We start from the raw sequence: 16,776 nt of genomic DNA on the forward strand, positions 1-16,776 counted from the left end.
CAAAATATTTACCAATTATCAATTACCAAAAGCAGAAAATATGTCTAAGAAAATCATTTACAACGAAGATGCACGTCGCGCCCTTGAGCGTGGTATGGATATTTTGGCGGAGTCCGTTGCTGTGACTCTTGGTCCTAAGGGTCGTAACGTAGTTCTTGAGAAGAAGTTTGGTTCTCCTCAAATCGTTAATGATGGTGTCACCATTGCTAAGGAAATTGAACTAGAAGATAACGTTGAAAATACTGGTGTAGCTTTGATTCGTCAAGCTGCTTCTAAGACTAACGATGCTGCTGGTGATGGAACCACAACCGCAACCGTATTGGCTCATGCCATTGTTAAGGAAGGTCTGCGTAACGTAGCGGCTGGTGCTAACTCGATCGCTCTTAAGCGCGGTATCGATAAGGCAACTGCCTTCTTGGTTGGCAAGATCAAAGAACATGCTAAGCCCATCGAAGATTCTAAGGCGATCGCTCAAGTTGGAACCATCTCTGCTGGTAATGACGAAGAAGTCGGCGCAATGATCGCCCAAGCGATGGACAAGGTTGGTAAGGAAGGCGTGATTTCCCTTGAAGAAGGCAAGTCTATGGTAACTGAACTCGAAGTTACCGAAGGTATGCGCTTTGATAAGGGCTATATCTCTCCTTACTTCGTTACCGATGCTGAGCGTATGGAAGCTTCCTTTGAAGAACCCTTGCTCTTGATCACCGACAAGAAGATTGCCCTCGTGCAAGAACTAGTACCTGTACTTGAGCAAGTTGCCCGTGCTGGCCGTCCTTTGATCATCATTGCTGAAGATATCGAGAAAGAAGCTCTAGCAACCCTCGTCGTCAACCGTCTCCGTGGCGTTCTCAACGTTGCTGCCATCAAGGCTCCTGGATTTGGTGATCGCCGCAAGGCAATGCTCGAAGACTTGGCAATCCTCACAGGCGCTCAAGTCATCACTGAAGATGCTGGTCTCCGTCTTGATTCCGTCAAGATTGATCAACTCGGTAAGTCTCGCCGCGTAATCATCACCAAGGACAGCACCACCATTGTTGCTGACGGTAACGAAGCCGCAGTTAAGACCCGTGTTGAGCAAATCCGTCGTCAAATCGAAGAAACTGAATCTTCCTACGACAAGGAAAAACTCCAAGAGCGTTTGGCTAAGCTCTCTGGTGGTGTAGCAGTGATCAAGGTTGGTGCTGCAACTGAAACCGAAATGAAGGATCGTAAGCTCCGTCTCGAAGATGCAATCAACGCAACCAAGGCTGCTGTAGAAGAAGGTATTGTCCCCGGTGGTGGTACAACCTTGGCTCACCTCTCTCCTGAACTCTTCACTTGGGCAAATGCTAACTTGACTGGCGAAGAGTTGACTGGTGCAATTATTGTTTCTAAGTCTTTAGCGGCTCCTGTTAAGCGCATCGCTCAAAACGCAGGCTTTAACGGCGCGGTAATTGCTGAAAATGTACGTGAAAAGTCGTTCAATATTGGCTTCAATGCTGCTACTGGCGAATTTGAAGATATGTTTGAGGCTGGTATTGTTGACCCTGCGAAGGTGACTCGTTCTGCGCTACAAAACGCAGCATCGATCGCTGGCATGATCCTCACCACCGAGTGTATCATCGTTGACAAGCCTGAAGATAAGGGCGCTGGTGCTGGTGGCGCAATGGGCGCTGGCGGCGACTTCGACTACTAATCATCAATCTTTGTAAAAGTAAAGGGAGCGCAACGCGCTCCCTTTACTTTTTTGGGTTAGTATTTCATGTCAAAGTAGATCTTCATTGTGCATAATTGTGCATATAAAACTAAGAAAAATTAAAACTGAAAAGAGAGTTGTGGAGCAAAGCTCCACAACTCTCTTTTCGGGTTTGTATCATAAAGTGTGGGGGTAATAGATGTTTTGGAAACCGACGGAAGAACAAAAATTGCAGTTGGAGTGGAAATGGCTACAAAGTATTGCGATTTTCCTGCCAGTTAGTAATGTATTTATGCCATTTTTTGCAGCATTATTGGCTTTACTCGTTTCATTTCGTTATGGCTGGAAAGCGATCGCCACACCTGTCACTCGTGCATATTTTGGTTTGTCAGTATGGATGATCTTGACGACGATTATTGCTTTTAATTTTGGTACTGCTGCGGGTGGTCTAGCGAACTTTTTACCCTATTTTCTATTAGCAGCTACTACTAGTTTTATCATCCGTACACCTACTCAATTTGTGCAGATTTTGTGGCTGTTAGTATTCAGCTCCATTTTTGTGAGTGGATTTGGGATTTTGCAAGCAATTATTAATCGACCAGATTGGATCTTTCCTAAGGTGTTTTTTGATAGTTATCCGATCCCTATGGGCTTTAGTCCCGATCGCCGCATTCAATCTATTTTTGGACATTTTAATGAAGCCGCCGTTTATTTATTAACAATTATTCCGATCACTTTTCATTTTGCTGTTGGTAAAGTAAAAAGTATTTCTAAAGCTCAAAAGTGGATTGCCTTAATTGCGCTTTCTTTGGCGATCTGTGTTCTCATTCTCACGAGTTCCCGTAATGCTTGGGTCTTAGCGATCTTGGGATTTGTGGCGATCTCGTTATATTATCGCCAGTGGAAACTCGTGGGGGGATTTGGCTTAGCGATGTTGTTAATTGCTTGGGCGGTATTTGGTCAGAAATTTGGGTTGGGCGGGGAATGGTTGCGATCGCTTTTACCAGAAGGATTTGTCAATCGTTTGACTAGTACCGTCGATCCGAAATTAGGAGACTACGCATCGACAGCCGATCGCCTGAATGCTTGGCAATTTGCGCTCTCATTAATTTCTCAGCATCCGATTCAAGGTTGGGGTTTACGAAATTTTCCATTAATCGCGCAGTCTATAGGTTATGATTTGCGCGGCTTGCCCCATGAGCATAATTTTTTCATGGCGATCGCCGTGGGTTCTGGGATTCCAGCATTATTAGGGTTTGTTACGATTATTATCTGGACAATCTGGACATCGCTGAGATCAGTACTTGCTCAACAGACTGAAGGAACGATAGTCATTGTTGCCATCAGCATTATTTTATGTTTACTATCGGGCTGGTTAGACATAGTATTTTATGAACCCCGCATTAGTATATTGCTGTGGTTATTACTCGGCAGTATGTATGGATTAGCAAAATCATCACAACTTACTCAAATAGATGAAGTTTCAAGGTCAAATCCCCAATCATGACGAAGCATTTTATACTAACTTTCTTTTGCCAATTGTCTGGTTAAAAAGGGGATTAGAATCTATTCAAAAATATATTAATAATGTAATTTGGTCAGAACTAATTGCGGGGGAAACATTAGATAATGACTTTTTAAATTTCATTCTTTTTATTGTGTTTTGCCTTTTATCGATCGCAACCTATCGATTTCAGCATTACCATATCCAAATTATTTTTATCTGTAGCATTATCTGGTATCTAGATAAGATTTTCACCCAACAAAGATATTTTAATTCCAAAAAGAAAACGATTACTTCGCTTGTTCATACCAAGGATGGCAATGTAGCTTGGAGCATGACATCATCACAGGGTGAAACCAGACAGCTAAAATTTCATGAGAATAATATTAATTATATTCACATTAAGTCTATTGTTTTTGTGGGAGGAGCATTCAAAGAACCTATTGCTAATGCATGGCAAGTGGCAATTTGTTTGAATGATGATCAAAAGCTATTGATGTATGAAGAGTTTAGTTCCATTGATGCCATTAATCATGCACTCGAACTTGCCGATCACTTTAATATTTATCTAAAATTTGATGATAGTGAAGGGTATACTAATTATACTGACCAAGATATTCATACTATTATCAATAGTCCTGATAAATTATCAAGAAAAATTGTAGGTAGTAATAGTATTAAATTAACGAAGACAGCAAAAAATTGGCATATATATTTCTACTGGACAATTAATAATTCATGGAAATTTTTTGGCAAAGTACTCCATGATTCTGGTTTTTTATTATTTGTGCTCATCATCTCTAGATTTATGTCGCGTTTTGGGGAAATGCTCGATACGATGATTGCTTATTACAAGGCAGAGCAAGTAATTTATTTGAATTTTAATGGCATTTTAGGTGTTTTTACAAATCCCCAATTATCGGTGAATGACTGGCTGGGAATTATGAGCGCGATCGCCTTAATTATTATTCGAGGCGCTCAAATTAGCCAATCCAAACATATTTACATTGACAAGCACCAACTCAAGGGAATTGTCAATAAATTGCGATTACCGATTATGACTACGGTTAAGGCTAAAGAAGTTCATCATTTTAATCTCCATGATGTTAAGGGGGTTGTCTTTATTAAGAAACCAGAGCCATTATTTCTGATCTACGATCGCAAGCAAGCCTTAGAGATAAGCGATTTGTTCCAAGAAAAGGATTATAGAAGTCTGCTAAATAATACTGAAGATGCGATCGCATACTTTAAAAGCAAATAAGCATTATTGCTATGGAAAATGAATTTGATCCCTCCGCGACCGCTCATGTCGATCTTCAGCTAGAAGAAGTATTTCCAGAGATACGGTTGCAAGCAGATAAGTTTGAGTTATGGTTTCAACCTGTCTATGAACTAGCAACGGGGAAGGTTTTACATAATGAGGTGCTAGTACGCTGGCGGGACGCTCAAGGAAATCTCCGTCAACCGCAAGAATTGTTAATGGCGCTCCAAGACACTCAGTTGCTCTACCAGTTAGATCGGATTGTGGTTGAAAAATCCATTCAAGTCTTAGCCCAACAGCCTAAAGTAACGGTTTCGATCAATTTATCTGACGAAATTTTTGCCGATCAGAAATTTCCGTATCAACTTCACCAATGGCTGAGTAAATACAGTGTTGCCGCTAAACGCATTAGTTTTGAAGTTGGGGAATCAATACTTTGTCAAACGCAACCACAGGCGATCGCTTTTATCACAGAACTAAAAATGATCGGTTGCTCGATTGTAATTGATGACTTTACTGGCAAATATTTTTCCTTGTTACAACTTCAAGAGCTACCGATCTCGATGATTAAGTTAGATCGTAGCTTTGCTCGACAGCCTTTAGATCCAGAACAGCATAAACGAGCTAAGGCGATCGCCTACATCAGCAAAGTCTTTCAAAAACCTTGCATTATCAAAGGTATTGATGATAAATACTCTTTGAAATTTGCTAACGATCTGGGGGTAAAGGGTGTGCAGGGCTATTCCCTCAGTCAACCGCAAGATAATCCCAAAACCTTTGGCTCGATTGGCTTACTGATCTCTAGAATTGTTGCCAGTGCGATCGCACTGTTAATTTTGTTATACATTTTCAAGAGCCTCATGGGGATCGATCTTTTCAAAGATCGTCATGCATGGGAAGTGATCTCAGATTTTTTTGAATCCATCTTTGGCGGTAAGTAAATCATCAATGGTCATCTGTGACTCTTGAGTTAAATCTCTCCTAGATTTTGATGAGGTCTTAGGGGATTTATCACCAGATTTATTTGCTGTTTTCTCCGAACCGCCTGATCGCAACCCTGTGGCAATATGACTATTTTTAGCAATTTGTTCTAATACTTGCTTAGCTCGACTAATCACACTAGGCGGCAAACCTGCCAAGCGCCCCACCTCAATACCATAGGAGCGATCTGCACCGCCCTCTTGAACTTGGTGCAAGAAAATAATTTCATCTTCCAATTCCTTCACCGTGACTTGGAAATTTGCCACATTAGGGAGCAGACTTGCGAGTTCATTCAGTTCGTGATAGTGGGTAGCAAATATGCCCCTAGCCTTAATTTTGTTGGCTATATATTCGGCGACTGACCATGCGATCGCCATGCCATCAAAGGTGGAAGTACCACGCCCAATTTCATCAAGAAGTACTAAGGAATTCTCTTTGGCATGGTTGAGAATATTCGCGGTTTCATTCATTTCCACCATAAAGGTTGATTGCCCTGTAGCGAGGTCATCCACTGCGCCGACACGGGTAAAGATGCGATCGCAGATGCCCAAGGTTGCCGACTCCGCAGGCACAAAACTCCCGACTTGAGCCATTAATTGAATCAGCCCCACTTGCCGCAAATAGATACTTTTGCCACTCATATTGGGTCCCGTTAGGACAATCAGATCGGGGCAATCAGGAGATTTTTCATCATGACCAAGATAGGTGGAATTAGGAACAAAAAAGCCTGCGGGTAATGACTGCTCAACGACAGGATGACGACCATTATGAATAGCAATAGAGCGATCGCTCCTGATTTCAGGACGGCAATAGTTATAGGTGACAGCAACTTCTGCAAGGCTACATAGCACATCGGCGGCGGCAAGGGCTGTAGCGAGGGTTCGCATTGGCTCGATATATTTGGCGGCAAGCGATCGCAGTTCTACAAAAATATCATATTCCAATTGCTTCAATTCATTATCCGCATTGAGAATCCGCGTTTCCCGTTCCTTCAATTCAGGGGTAATGTAACGTTCCTCATTAGTAAGAGTTTGCTTACGAATATAGTCGGCGGGAGCCTGTTCGCTCTTGCCGCGAGAAATACTAATGTAATAGCCAAAAGCTTTGTTAAAGCCAACTTTGAGCGTATTAATACCCGTGCGTTCCTTTTCCTGTTTCTCAAAGGCTGCCAACCATTCCACATCATCGCGACTCTGTTGGCGCAGATGATCTAACTGTTCATTCACTCCCGAACGAATAATATTTCCTTCCGTAATATAAATTGGCGGCTCTTCCACTAGTGTTTTTTGCAACTGTGCGCCCAATTGAAGCAGTTCTGATGGCACGGATTGCAGAGCTTTTAAATAACGAGAATTGGACTTCGCCACAACATCGGCAACATCACGCATTCGATCTAAGGATACGGCTACAGCGATGAGATCCCGTCCATTTGCCGTGCCTGCACCAATGCGACTACATAACCTCTCAATATCATAAATTTGACTCAAACAACTTCTGAGATTCTTACGGAGAGAATGTTGTTTATATAATTCGGAAATGGTATCAAGACGTTCGTTAATCGCGGCAATATCCTTAAGAGGTTGCAATAGCCAACGCCGCAAAGCCCGACTACCCATGCCCGTTGTCGTTTTATCCAATGCCCAAAGTAGCGAACTAAAATATGTGCCATCGCGCACGGTTTGGGTAATTTCTAAATTGCGGCGCGTTTGGTTATCGAGAATCAAATAATCCGCGATCGCATAGGTAGAAATCCCTTGCAAGGGCATCTTCACACTTTTTTGAGTCGATTCTAAATATTCTAAAATCCCCCCTGCGGCGCGGATAGCTAAGGGCAAAGACTGACAGCCAAATCCCTCTAGCGATCGCACCCGAAATGTTTCAAGAATTCGTTGCTTGGCTTCGGCAAGCGCAAAAGAGGATTGCGATCGCGGCGTATAACAAAAGCTCTCAGGTAAAGCGCTAAAGGGTTCGGGCAAAGATGATTGCTTTTTCTGGGCGATGCCTTCCCAAAAATCGGCAGCTTTTTCCGATTTGGAACCACGAAATAATTGCGGATTTGGGACATCAATGGGAATGAGAACTTCCGCAGGTTGCAAGCGCAAGAGTTCTTGAATTAAATGCTCAGTACTATTTAGCTGTGTGACTGCAAACTCACCTGTAGAAATATCGGTATAGGCTAAGCCCCAGTTATCGCCACCATTAGCGATCGCGACTAAAAAATTGTTTTTCTTCGCCGCCAGCATCCCCTCCTCGATCACAGTTCCGGGGGTAATTACTCGCGTGACTTCACGACGAACTAGCCCCTGTGCTTCGGAAGCTGCCTCCATTTGATCACAAACAGCGATCGAGTAGCCCTTTTCAACTAATTGATTAGCATAGCGATCGAGGGCATGGTGGGGAATCCCTGCCATCGCAATCCGCCCGATCACCTTACCACCATCGCGCCCCGTCAGGACTAATTCTAACTCCCGTGAAATTAGTTCTGCATCCTCAAAAAAAGCCTCAAAAAAATCCCCTAATCGATACAGCATGACCGCATGGGGATACTGCTCCTTCATTTCGATATAGTGCAGCATCATCGGTGTGAGGGCAGCGCGATTGATTTGAGTCGAGGACAGAACTAATTCAGCCATTAAATTTCAGACATAAAACAACATGGTAAAACCCATTGTAAACGCCATATTGTATTATTTAAGTAGTTCAGCATAGTTATAAATAAAACCCAGATTGCCGTGCCGTTAACGTAGAGATCGGCATGACAATCTGGGTTTTAAGTTTACTTATGTTTAACTACTTAAATATGTCCGTATTGTTGTGATGAAACCTAACAATTTAGTCTGGAAGGTTTTGGCTTTAATCTATTTGAGCGTATTTACGCTGATCATTGTCCTTGCCTATAACCGTGCCTTACCCGAATATCTGACCCAAAATGATAAAGTTGGGCATATATTTCTGTATGGGTTATCAACTTTCTTAGGACAGATGGCTGGCAATCATCGTACTTTCAAGTTTGCAGCTTGGACATTGCCACTGTTCCCATTAGTGTTTAGTATCTTCACTTTTATAGAAGAATTATGCCAATCACTTTCACCAAATCGAACCTTTGATATTGGAGATTTGGCTGCAAGTTGTCTTGGGATTTTAATTGGATATGGTCTAGCGGAAATAAGCAAACCATCATCTGAGTAAGAATTGAGCAAGAATAAAGGGAAATTAGTACTGCTGCAAAATATTTATGCTACCTAGCGATCTCTTGATGCACCGACTGAATGGCGAAACTGTCATTCCCAAAAGACTGAAATTGGATGATCCGCATCAGGCGATCGCTACGGAATTAATCACTATTTTTGAAAGTTGCAAGGGACAACCCCAGAGCGAACTCGATCGCCAATTGCAAGAACTAGAAGGTGATACGCCAGATTATCGCGTAAAGCGGGGATTAGCGCATATTCTCAAATCTAGCTTTAGCACCTTTGAAATTATTAGTCCATTAGAACCGCAGGAATTGCGCCGCCGCGTCTTTGAACTTTCGGCTCAAGTTATTCCTAGTCAACAAGCTACTAGCGAAACGTTAGAAAAGCTTGCGGAAAAACTCACTCAAGAACTCAATCGTGAAGTGATTCCCTCTCAAATTAAGCAGGGGCTGTATGCAGATCTCATGGAGAATCAAATTCTGACCCAATTTGATACACCAACTACTGAAGACCTCATCCATCGCTATAATCTCTCGCAAGTACAAGGAATTTTTTATCGCGCTAGTCACATGACACTGAATGTGCATCGCAATGATCCGGGGGAATATAAGCTGCTCTTTCGCTATCTCAAGCTCTTTCAATTAATGTCTTATATCGAAGGAGATGTGGATTATGGCTTTACGATTACCGTTGATGGCGCAACTAGTTTATTTGGCACAAGTACACGCTATGGACTAGCGATCGCTAAGCTTCTCCCTGCTTTACTCCATGTCACGAAATGGAGTCTGCAAGCCACGCTCGTTGAAAAGGATACCTATTCTAAACAAAAGCGTAAGGGTTTATTTACCCTTGATTCGGAATGTGGGTTAGTCAGCCATTATCCTGTGGGCAAAATGTATGATAGTGCGCTTGAAGCTTCCTTTGCGGAGAAATGGGCTGATTTAAAAACGGAATGGAAATTAGAAAGAGAAGTGGATTTAATTCCTATTCCCGGAAGTGTGATGATTCCTGATTTTCGCTTAGTGCATCCTGACGGACGCAGTTATTTATTAGAGATAGTGGGCTATTGGCGACCTGAATATTTACGCAAAAAGTTTTCGCAGGTACGACAGGCTAATTGTGAAAATTTAATTTTGGCTATTTCCGAACGGCTAAATCTCGAAAAAGCGGGTGTGAAGGTAAGCGATACTCCTGCATTAACAGTTTGGTTTAAAGACAAGCTGTTACCAAAGTCAGTTTTGCAAGTAATTCCATCAGAAAGCTAGCCTAAATCAAAGAAAACAATTTTTTGCTAGATTTTGCCTATTTCTAGTCATAAATGACAGGTGACAGATCTCTTTGATAAATGTACATTATTCAAAGAGTTTTTTGGTTTTGACTATGACTCATGTTTCTGATGCTTCCGATCCCATTTTGTTGCTGTCAGCATCTAAGGCTCGCTCGTTTGGTATTGCCACCCAGAGTAGTTCTTGCAGTGAAGGCGATCGCCAAAATTATTCCGAATTTTTTACCGTTTGGTTGATGCTCTGCTCAAGGCTTGATGCTCTGAGCCATGATTGGAATGTGAGTTTCTCCGATCCTGTGGCGGTGTCGGACTACATCACGATGCGTTGTTCATTGACAATTGATCGCGTTACCCGTGAGGCGACGGGCAGTGATAAAGGCTGTTTGATTCAAGTAGGCGAGGCAACCATCGGAGTCCATGCGCCCGAACGCGCAATGCTTAATTCCTTTTGCAATGCTGCTGCTCAATTTGGGGTGCTGTTGCCCTTTGCAAGACTACGCACCAAGAAACCTCCAGACAACCGCGAAGATTTGATGGAAGTGGTCAAGATCCTGCGTCAGATGCAACGCAAGCACAAAAGCTTTACGGTGTTTGGTTGGAATTTGCAACCCTTTGCAAATAATTCAGCTAACACCTCGGCGAAATGCTCTGCGAATGTCTCTTCAAAAACTCAACGCGATCGCCAAGCATAGTTTGTTATACCGCCAAAGGCGGTATAACAATAAAATTAGTCTGAAAGATGCGATCGCTATAATTATTGTTATTACTCTTCCCAGACTAAAGATAGCCAAGAATTAGTAGTGCGGCGCTTTGCGCCGCACTACTAATTCTTGGGGTAAGAGAGTATATTGCGATATTACGCAAGCCTCATATAAATAAAAATATGGGATAAAAATATGGAAGAACTTTTAGCATTGAAAGAATTTCTGCTTAAAGGCGATATAGATGGAGCTTTGGGAATTGTTGATGAATTAGAAGAAATGAGCCGAGATGACAAAATCAACAATATTCGTAGCTATGCCGTAATTCTGCTCATGCATCTAATCAAGCAAAAAGTTGAGAATCGCACCACCAGATCTTGGGAGCTATCAATTCGTAATTCTATACGTGGTATCCAAACGAAAAATCAACGCCGTAAAGCTGGCGGGACATACCTTAATACTGAGGAATTACGCCTAGCAATTGCCGAGGCTTATCCCGAAGCTGTTGATCGTGCATCCGTAGAGGTTGAGGAAGGTCGATATGAGCCTAAAGAGTTAGCGCAATTAGTCAACCGTCAGGAAATATGTGATCGCGCCATGATCCTCATCTCCACAAATCTAGAAATTTAGGTATTGCAACATCGCTAAGGCGCATACAAAAAATAAAGAACCGATTTTTTGTTGCGCGGCAAAGCCGCGCAACAAAAAATTTGGTTCCTTATTTTTTTTGCAGAACCCTAACTGCTTCTCAAAAACTGATTGTGATGGCGTAGCTACGCTATGCCATCACAATCAGTTTTTATAGTGTAATGACTATTATTTTTAAAAAAATCATAGTATTCAATCTATAATATGGCTTGTATAAACTAATAACAAACTCAATAGCTCATTGAGAGCTTCTTAGAAGCTGTAAAACCCTGATTCTAGTTCGATTTCTTTGCTACAGAGAGAGAAAATAAGAAATTAGAGGGGCTTCAAGTTTTGCTATACAATTGCCATAGAAACAACACATAAATTAAGTATGGATACAGCAAGTCTCAATGCTCTACTCAATAGTGGCGCGATCTTGCCAGAACTCATTGTCATTGGGACATTGGTACTCGTGCTAGTCGTCGATCTGATTGCATCAGGGCGCAAGTCGGCAAATGTTCTTCCTAATATTGCGATCGCAGGTTTAGTCGCATCCACAGCCGCCCTTGTGTGGCAATGGACAGGCTTAGAAAATCCGATCGCCTTTTTGGGCAGTTTTAATAGTGACAAACTCAGCATTATTTTTCGCGCCATTATTGCCCTATCGGCTCTATTTACGATCCTCGTTTCGATCCGTTATCTAGAGCAGTCAGGCGTAGTAGTTGGCGAGTATCTAGTCATTTTGCTCAGTGCTACCCTCGGCGGCATGTTCCTCACTGGCTCCGACGAAATGGTGATGGTATTTGTCTCCCTTGAAACCCTGAGTATTTCGTCTTACTTGCTGTCGGGTTACACCAAACGCGATCCACGCTCCAATGAAGCGGCACTCAAATATTTATTAGTCGGTGCAGCAAGCTCGGCGATTTTCCTTTATGGGATGTCCTTACTCTACGGACTTTCGGGCGGCGAAACCTCTCTATCCGCGATCGCCTCAAAGATTACCGTTAGCAACACGGCTTTAATTATTGCGATGGTATTTGTAATTGCTGGGGTTTCCTTTAAGCTCTCCGCAGTACCTTTCCACCAATGGACTCCTGACGTTTACGAAGGTTCACCAACGCCTGTAGTTGCCTTTTTGTCAATTGGCTCTAAGGTAGCTGGTTTCGGCTTGGCACTCAGATTTTTGATTACCGCATTCCCTCTGGCTTCTCTCCAATGGCATTACGTGTTTGTCGTATTGACCGTTTTAAGTATGGTCTTGGGCAACGTGGTAGCGATCGCGCAAACCAGCATGAAACGGATGTTGGCTTACTCCTCCATCGGTCAAGCAGGTTTTGTGATGCTCGGTATGGCGATCGACTCCGAAGCAGGTTACGCCAGCATGGTGTTTTACTTGATATTGTATCTGTTCATGAACATGGGGGCATTCGCCTGTATGATTCTGTTTGCCTCGCGCACAGGAACCGATCAAATCAGTGAATACAGTGGCTTATACCAAAAAGATCCTTTGCTGACCCTAGCTTTGAGTGTATGTCTCCTCTCCCTTGGTGGTATTCCTCCCCTCGCAGGTTTCTTTGGTAAGCTCTATATTTTCTGGGCAGGTTGGCAAGCTCAAGCCTATGGCTTGGTCTTACTAGCTCTAGTAATGAGTGTGGTTTCTCTCTACTACTACATCCGCGTCGTTAAGATGATGGTAGTTAAAGAACCTCAAGAAATGTCTGCTTCTGTCAAGAATTATCCAGCAATTACATGGACTCAAGTTGGTATGAAGCCTCTCCAAGCGGCGATCGTCTTTACGCTGATCTTCACAGCGATCGCTGGTATTGCTTCTAACCCTCTCTTCTCCCTATCCAATCAAGCCGTAAAAGAAACCCAGTTTCTCCAAGCTAAAGCTCCAAATGCAAAATCAGTAGCAGTCTTACCAACTACTGCACAATAAAAAAAGGGGGCGCATCGCGCCCCTTTTTTATGAAGTTTGTGGAATTTTTAATTCTGCGTCTGTTAGGTAATTGGTTTTTCTGCTATCAATTTTGTTACTAACTGAAAGCTATCCATCCATTCAGATGTCACCTTATTCCTCCAAGATATCATCTTAAGAATCTTGTTGTAGTCATCTATTGTATTGCGTGAAAATATTGGTTCATGATGAGCAATTCTATTTCTTAATTCTCGTATCTGACCAATATCATTATAGATACATGATCTTATTTGACTAACAGTCATTGCAGTTGGAGAATATGGAAGTATAACTTTGAGATGATCATTCCAAATCCTTGCATCATGACGCGTAGTAAACATCTTTTCCCAAAACACAAACTTTAGTTCAGCGACGACCTTTCCCATTGTTGGCTCTCTTCGTGCTACTGACATAAGATCTTTTCTAGGACTATATGTAGAGGTTGGATTTGGTAAGCTCCTTATGAAACCTTGAGTCCACGGCCAGTTTGATGTATGTATATTCTCTAATGCCTCAACCACTGCATTACGGATACTGACTTCCAATAGATGTATTGGAATAACAAAAGCAGAGGATAGCTGTAAGTTCCATTGATAAAGTTTAAGTGCTTTTGTCCTGTCATTACAACAGTATTGGAGATAGGTCGCAAAGCGTGGAGCGGAAATTATGTGGGGAATATTTGACAGTTGCTCATTAGAAAAATGCATTGCGGAAAGGTCATCTTTGTTTTTTTTAAGAGTATAGTTGCTTTTTTAGCGTTTGCATACTAATATTAGGTTTATAGATGCCTTGAGGTTGCGGGTGCAAGCCTCCCCTCTTAGCGAAACGAATATCTCAAAAGCTCACTCTCAGGGGTGGGCTTTTGTATTGGAATATTTAAAATAGTGATCATCGCTTACAGCGAACTCTGACAATGAACTTTTGAGCAATCGCATAGCTGAGTTAAGATAGTACTCACAGAGAAGATGCAATACCTAGGCTTTTAGAAGACTATTTCGATTTTCTAAGCCCTGATGACATTCGTATTAATGGTCATCGTATTGGCATTCAAGATGTCATTAAATACTATTTAAGCGGCTATACCCCGAAGAAATTTTAGAAGAATTGCCAAGCTTAAACCTAGAAAAAATCTATGCCGTAATTACTTATTATTTAGCTAATCAGACTAAAAACTTGTTAAATGCAATTTGAATGGAATCCAGATAAAGCAAATTTAAATCTAAAAAAACATGGCGTGTCATTCATCGAGGCATCTACGGTATTTAATGATCCCTTATCTATTACATTCCCCGATCCCGATCACTCTTATGGTGAAGAACGTTACGTTATCATTGGTTTATCCAGCACCAATCGAATCCTAGTAGTCCCACACACAGATCGAGCAGATCGGGTTCGGATTATTAGCGCACGAGAAGCAACCCGAAATGAGCGGAGGTTTTATGCAGATGGAGAATAATCACGAATTAGAGGACGAAATGCTTCCTGAATATGACTTTAGCAAAATGAAAGGTGGCGTTAGAGGAAAATATGTTGAGCGCTACAAAACAGGGACAAATGTAGTATTACTCGATCCTGATGTTGCACAAGCATTCCCCACAAGTGACTCAGTTAACGAAGCCCTGCGATTACTCATCCAAATTTCTCAAAGACAGAAAGTCTGAAGGTGTTCTAAAACTATTTTCAAGAATGGTTAAAGAAAGAACTGTTAAAAGGGATCGTTAGGGTGCGATCGCATAGAGAACTAATTTTTAAGGCGATCGCATAGCTGAGCTAAGATATCACTACAGATCCGAAAACACTCTTATGGCTGTCACCCTACCTATCTCTAAAACAATTTTGTCCATAGCGGATGTTGAAGACAAATTTCAACTGTTGCCATGCACCGCGCCGACATTTTTTAGAGAGTGGCAGGATAATTTACCAGAACTAACAGAGATTGAAAAAGCCGTACTTGATCGCCTATTAGTAAGATTTGCAGCACATAGAAGGCGTAGAATCTTAGCCGAAGGTGCTGTTGACAAGCTCATGATCTCGCCATTACTAGATTTAGTCGGATTCTATGAGCCTGAATATGAAGTGCGTACAGAAGAATCAGTTGAATTTGCTTTAGAAGGTGATGAAGAAATTTTGCGCGGTAGAATTGATACTTTAATTGTGCATGAAAAGCTATGGGTATTAGTGATTGAGGCAAAACGCACGATTATGGCTTCGTTAGCAATGCCACAAGCTCTGTCATATATGATGTGTAACCCACAACCTGATATTCCATCGTTTGGAATGATCACAAATGGTGATGAGTTTATTTTTCTGAAGGCGATCGCTCAGCCAACGCCTCTATACAGTGCTTCGCGATCATATTCAATATTTTTTCCTACTGGCAGTCAAGATTTAGTTGAAGTGTTCCGCGTCTTAAAAAAGATTAAAAATCATCTTAAGTAATAGCAAACTTGCGATCGCATAGAGAGCAGGTTAAAAAAGAACTTTTACTCATCTCATAAAAATATATTTTTGACTTAGCGATCGCATTAGGCGTTAACACAGTTTCATTGCCAAAAGCTATAATCAGTAATGATTTGCAAATCAAATTATGCTTCTGCCCACAAACGCAGTAATTGCCAAAGAAAAATTGACAAAATACCTTTTGGTGCTTTTGCCTAAAGATGACAAATCGCAATTTCTTCAGAAAGCAGGATATATACTAGAAAACTGGCAGCAGCTAGAAATTGACCTGAGAGAGCAAATTTTGACACAACCTGCCAAATTTGTAGAGACGACAATCTATGGGAGTAAGTATAGAATTGATGCAATCCTAAGAGGAGTTAACGGAGTAGAGCTTGAAGTTACTACCATCTGGATGTTAACAAATCAACAAGCAAAGTTTGTTACCCTAATTCCTAAACGTTTGAGCGATCGCGAGTAAATATATGAAACCTAAATTTCCTTTATTCTCTGAAGTGGTCTTACTGCAAGATATCCCCACATATAATCTCAAGCGTGGTTCAGTTGCTACGGTTGTAGAGCATTACAACATAAACGAATTAGGACAAGATGGCTATAGTCTCGAAGGTTTTGATATTCCAAATGTGACCGTCGAAGTCGCAGAATCACAAATTATTTCTGTCGAACAATGGCAAAAAGAGATGGAAATCCTAGAAAAACTGCATCGATTAAGTGTAGTAAAACTAGTTCATTTAGAGTCATACATCGAGAAACTATTAAGCGAAGAAAGTAGCGATCAGCTGAAAGTATCTTAAGCGGCTATAGTCCTGAAGAAATTTCAGAATAACTAACAAGCTTAAACCTAGAAAAAATCTATGCTGCAATTACCTATTATTGAGCTAATCGCGCTCAAATTGATGAGTATATGTTTTTTCGCCTAGAACAGTCATAGGAACAACACTATCAAGAATGGCTAAAAAAAGAACCTTTAGAAGCGATCTCAAGACTGCGCTCAAATGGAAAACCCACAAAAAAGAAATTGTTACTCTTCTCATGAAAAAATGATCACCTACAGCGATCATCAGACAATGAGTTTTTAGAAAATAATCACGACCTCTTGGCGATCGGGAGTAAATATTATGAAACCTA

At 41.6% G+C, this 16,776-nt stretch carries 16 protein-coding genes and 1 pseudogene; 15 read left to right on the plus strand and 2 right to left on the minus strand.

Going from position 1 to position 16,776, the window contains the following annotated elements; genetic code table 11:
- Positions 1-40 precede the first annotated feature (40 nt).
- From groL to HC246_RS15335, 4 genes are all read left to right on the plus strand, one after another.
- Positions 41-1,675: a chaperonin GroEL gene (gene groL / locus HC246_RS15320; RefSeq protein WP_169364142.1), complete on the plus strand. Its 1,635-nt coding sequence runs from the start codon at positions 41-43 to the stop codon at positions 1,673-1,675.
- Positions 1,676-1,874: 199 nt separating this feature from the next.
- Entirely contained in the window at positions 1,875-3,182 is a 1,308-nt protein-coding gene (locus HC246_RS15325; RefSeq protein WP_169364143.1) for an O-antigen ligase family protein, read from the plus strand.
- Positions 3,151-4,440 carry a hypothetical protein gene (locus tag HC246_RS15330; RefSeq protein ID WP_169364144.1) on the plus strand — a complete coding sequence of 430 codons (1,290 nt, stop codon included), beginning with the start codon at positions 3,151-3,153 and terminating at the stop codon, positions 4,438-4,440. The genes HC246_RS15325 and HC246_RS15330 overlap by 32 nt, the downstream gene beginning before the upstream one ends.
- A gap of 11 nt (positions 4,441-4,451) precedes the next feature.
- A complete protein-coding gene (locus HC246_RS15335; RefSeq protein ID WP_169364145.1) occupies positions 4,452-5,381 on the plus strand; it encodes an EAL domain-containing protein in 930 nt (309 codons plus the stop codon).
- Here the strand turns inward: HC246_RS15335 and mutS are convergent.
- Positions 5,346-8,054 carry a DNA mismatch repair protein MutS gene (gene mutS, locus HC246_RS15340; RefSeq protein WP_169364146.1) on the minus strand — a complete coding sequence of 903 codons (2,709 nt, stop codon included), beginning with the start codon at positions 8,052-8,054 and terminating at the stop codon, positions 5,346-5,348. The genes HC246_RS15335 and mutS overlap by 36 nt on opposite strands.
- Positions 8,055-8,238: 184 nt before the next feature.
- Here mutS and HC246_RS15345 point away from each other — a divergent pair, with 184 nt between their 5' ends.
- The 5 genes from HC246_RS15345 (at position 8,239) to HC246_RS15365 (ending at position 13,170) form a co-directional block, all read left to right on the plus strand.
- Complete coding sequence (locus tag HC246_RS15345) at positions 8,239-8,610, plus strand: VanZ family protein (RefSeq protein ID WP_169364147.1); 372 nt, start codon at positions 8,239-8,241, stop codon at positions 8,608-8,610.
- Between the two features lie 46 nt (positions 8,611-8,656).
- On the plus strand, positions 8,657-9,880 hold the full coding sequence (locus HC246_RS15350) for a DUF790 family protein (RefSeq protein ID WP_169364148.1): 1,224 nt from the start codon (positions 8,657-8,659) through the stop codon (positions 9,878-9,880).
- 115 nt (positions 9,881-9,995) lie between these two features.
- The gene (locus HC246_RS15355; protein ID WP_169364149.1) at positions 9,996-10,592 is read left to right on the plus strand and encodes a hypothetical protein; all 597 of its coding nucleotides are present in this window, start codon (positions 9,996-9,998) and stop codon (positions 10,590-10,592) included.
- A gap of 204 nt (positions 10,593-10,796) precedes the next feature.
- Positions 10,797-11,231 (plus strand): DUF29 family protein, encoded by a 435-nt coding sequence (locus HC246_RS15360; protein ID WP_169364150.1) that lies wholly within the window; start codon positions 10,797-10,799, stop codon positions 11,229-11,231.
- 391 nt (positions 11,232-11,622) lie between these two features.
- Entirely contained in the window at positions 11,623-13,170 is a 1,548-nt protein-coding gene (locus HC246_RS15365) for an NAD(P)H-quinone oxidoreductase subunit N (protein WP_169364151.1), read from the plus strand.
- A gap of 62 nt (positions 13,171-13,232) precedes the next feature.
- Here the strand turns inward: HC246_RS15365 and HC246_RS15370 are convergent, their stop codons facing one another.
- Positions 13,233-13,733 (minus strand): hypothetical protein, encoded by a 501-nt coding sequence (locus HC246_RS15370; protein WP_211167719.1) that lies wholly within the window; start codon positions 13,731-13,733, stop codon positions 13,233-13,235.
- 425 nt (positions 13,734-14,158) lie between these two features.
- Between HC246_RS15370 and HC246_RS26945 the strand changes: the two are divergent.
- The 6 genes and pseudogenes from HC246_RS26945 to HC246_RS15400 form a co-directional block, all read left to right on the plus strand.
- Positions 14,159-14,358, plus strand: a pseudogene (locus HC246_RS26945) (DUF433 domain-containing protein); the annotation flags it as partial.
- A gap of 10 nt (positions 14,359-14,368) precedes the next feature.
- Positions 14,369-14,644 carry a BrnT family toxin gene (locus HC246_RS15380; RefSeq protein ID WP_169364152.1) on the plus strand — a complete coding sequence of 92 codons (276 nt, stop codon included), beginning with the start codon at positions 14,369-14,371 and terminating at the stop codon, positions 14,642-14,644.
- Positions 14,613-14,849, plus strand: coding sequence for a hypothetical protein (locus HC246_RS15385; protein WP_169364153.1), 237 nt, complete (start codon positions 14,613-14,615; stop codon positions 14,847-14,849). The genes HC246_RS15380 and HC246_RS15385 overlap by 32 nt, the downstream gene beginning before the upstream one ends.
- 142 nt (positions 14,850-14,991) lie before the next feature.
- Positions 14,992-15,627, plus strand: coding sequence for a type I restriction enzyme HsdR N-terminal domain-containing protein (locus tag HC246_RS15390; protein WP_169364154.1), 636 nt, complete (start codon positions 14,992-14,994; stop codon positions 15,625-15,627).
- A gap of 148 nt (positions 15,628-15,775) precedes the next feature.
- Positions 15,776-16,108, plus strand: coding sequence for a DUF6883 domain-containing protein (locus tag HC246_RS15395; RefSeq protein WP_169364155.1), 333 nt, complete (start codon positions 15,776-15,778; stop codon positions 16,106-16,108).
- 4 nt (positions 16,109-16,112) lie between these two features.
- Positions 16,113-16,442: a DUF4926 domain-containing protein gene (locus HC246_RS15400; protein WP_169364156.1), complete on the plus strand. Its 330-nt coding sequence runs from the start codon at positions 16,113-16,115 to the stop codon at positions 16,440-16,442.
- The last annotated feature ends 334 nt before the right edge of the window (positions 16,443-16,776 follow it).

The sequence above is a fragment of the Pseudanabaena yagii GIHE-NHR1 genome (assembly GCF_012863495.1).
Lineage (GTDB): Bacteria > Cyanobacteriota > Cyanobacteriia > Pseudanabaenales > Pseudanabaenaceae > Pseudanabaena > Pseudanabaena yagii.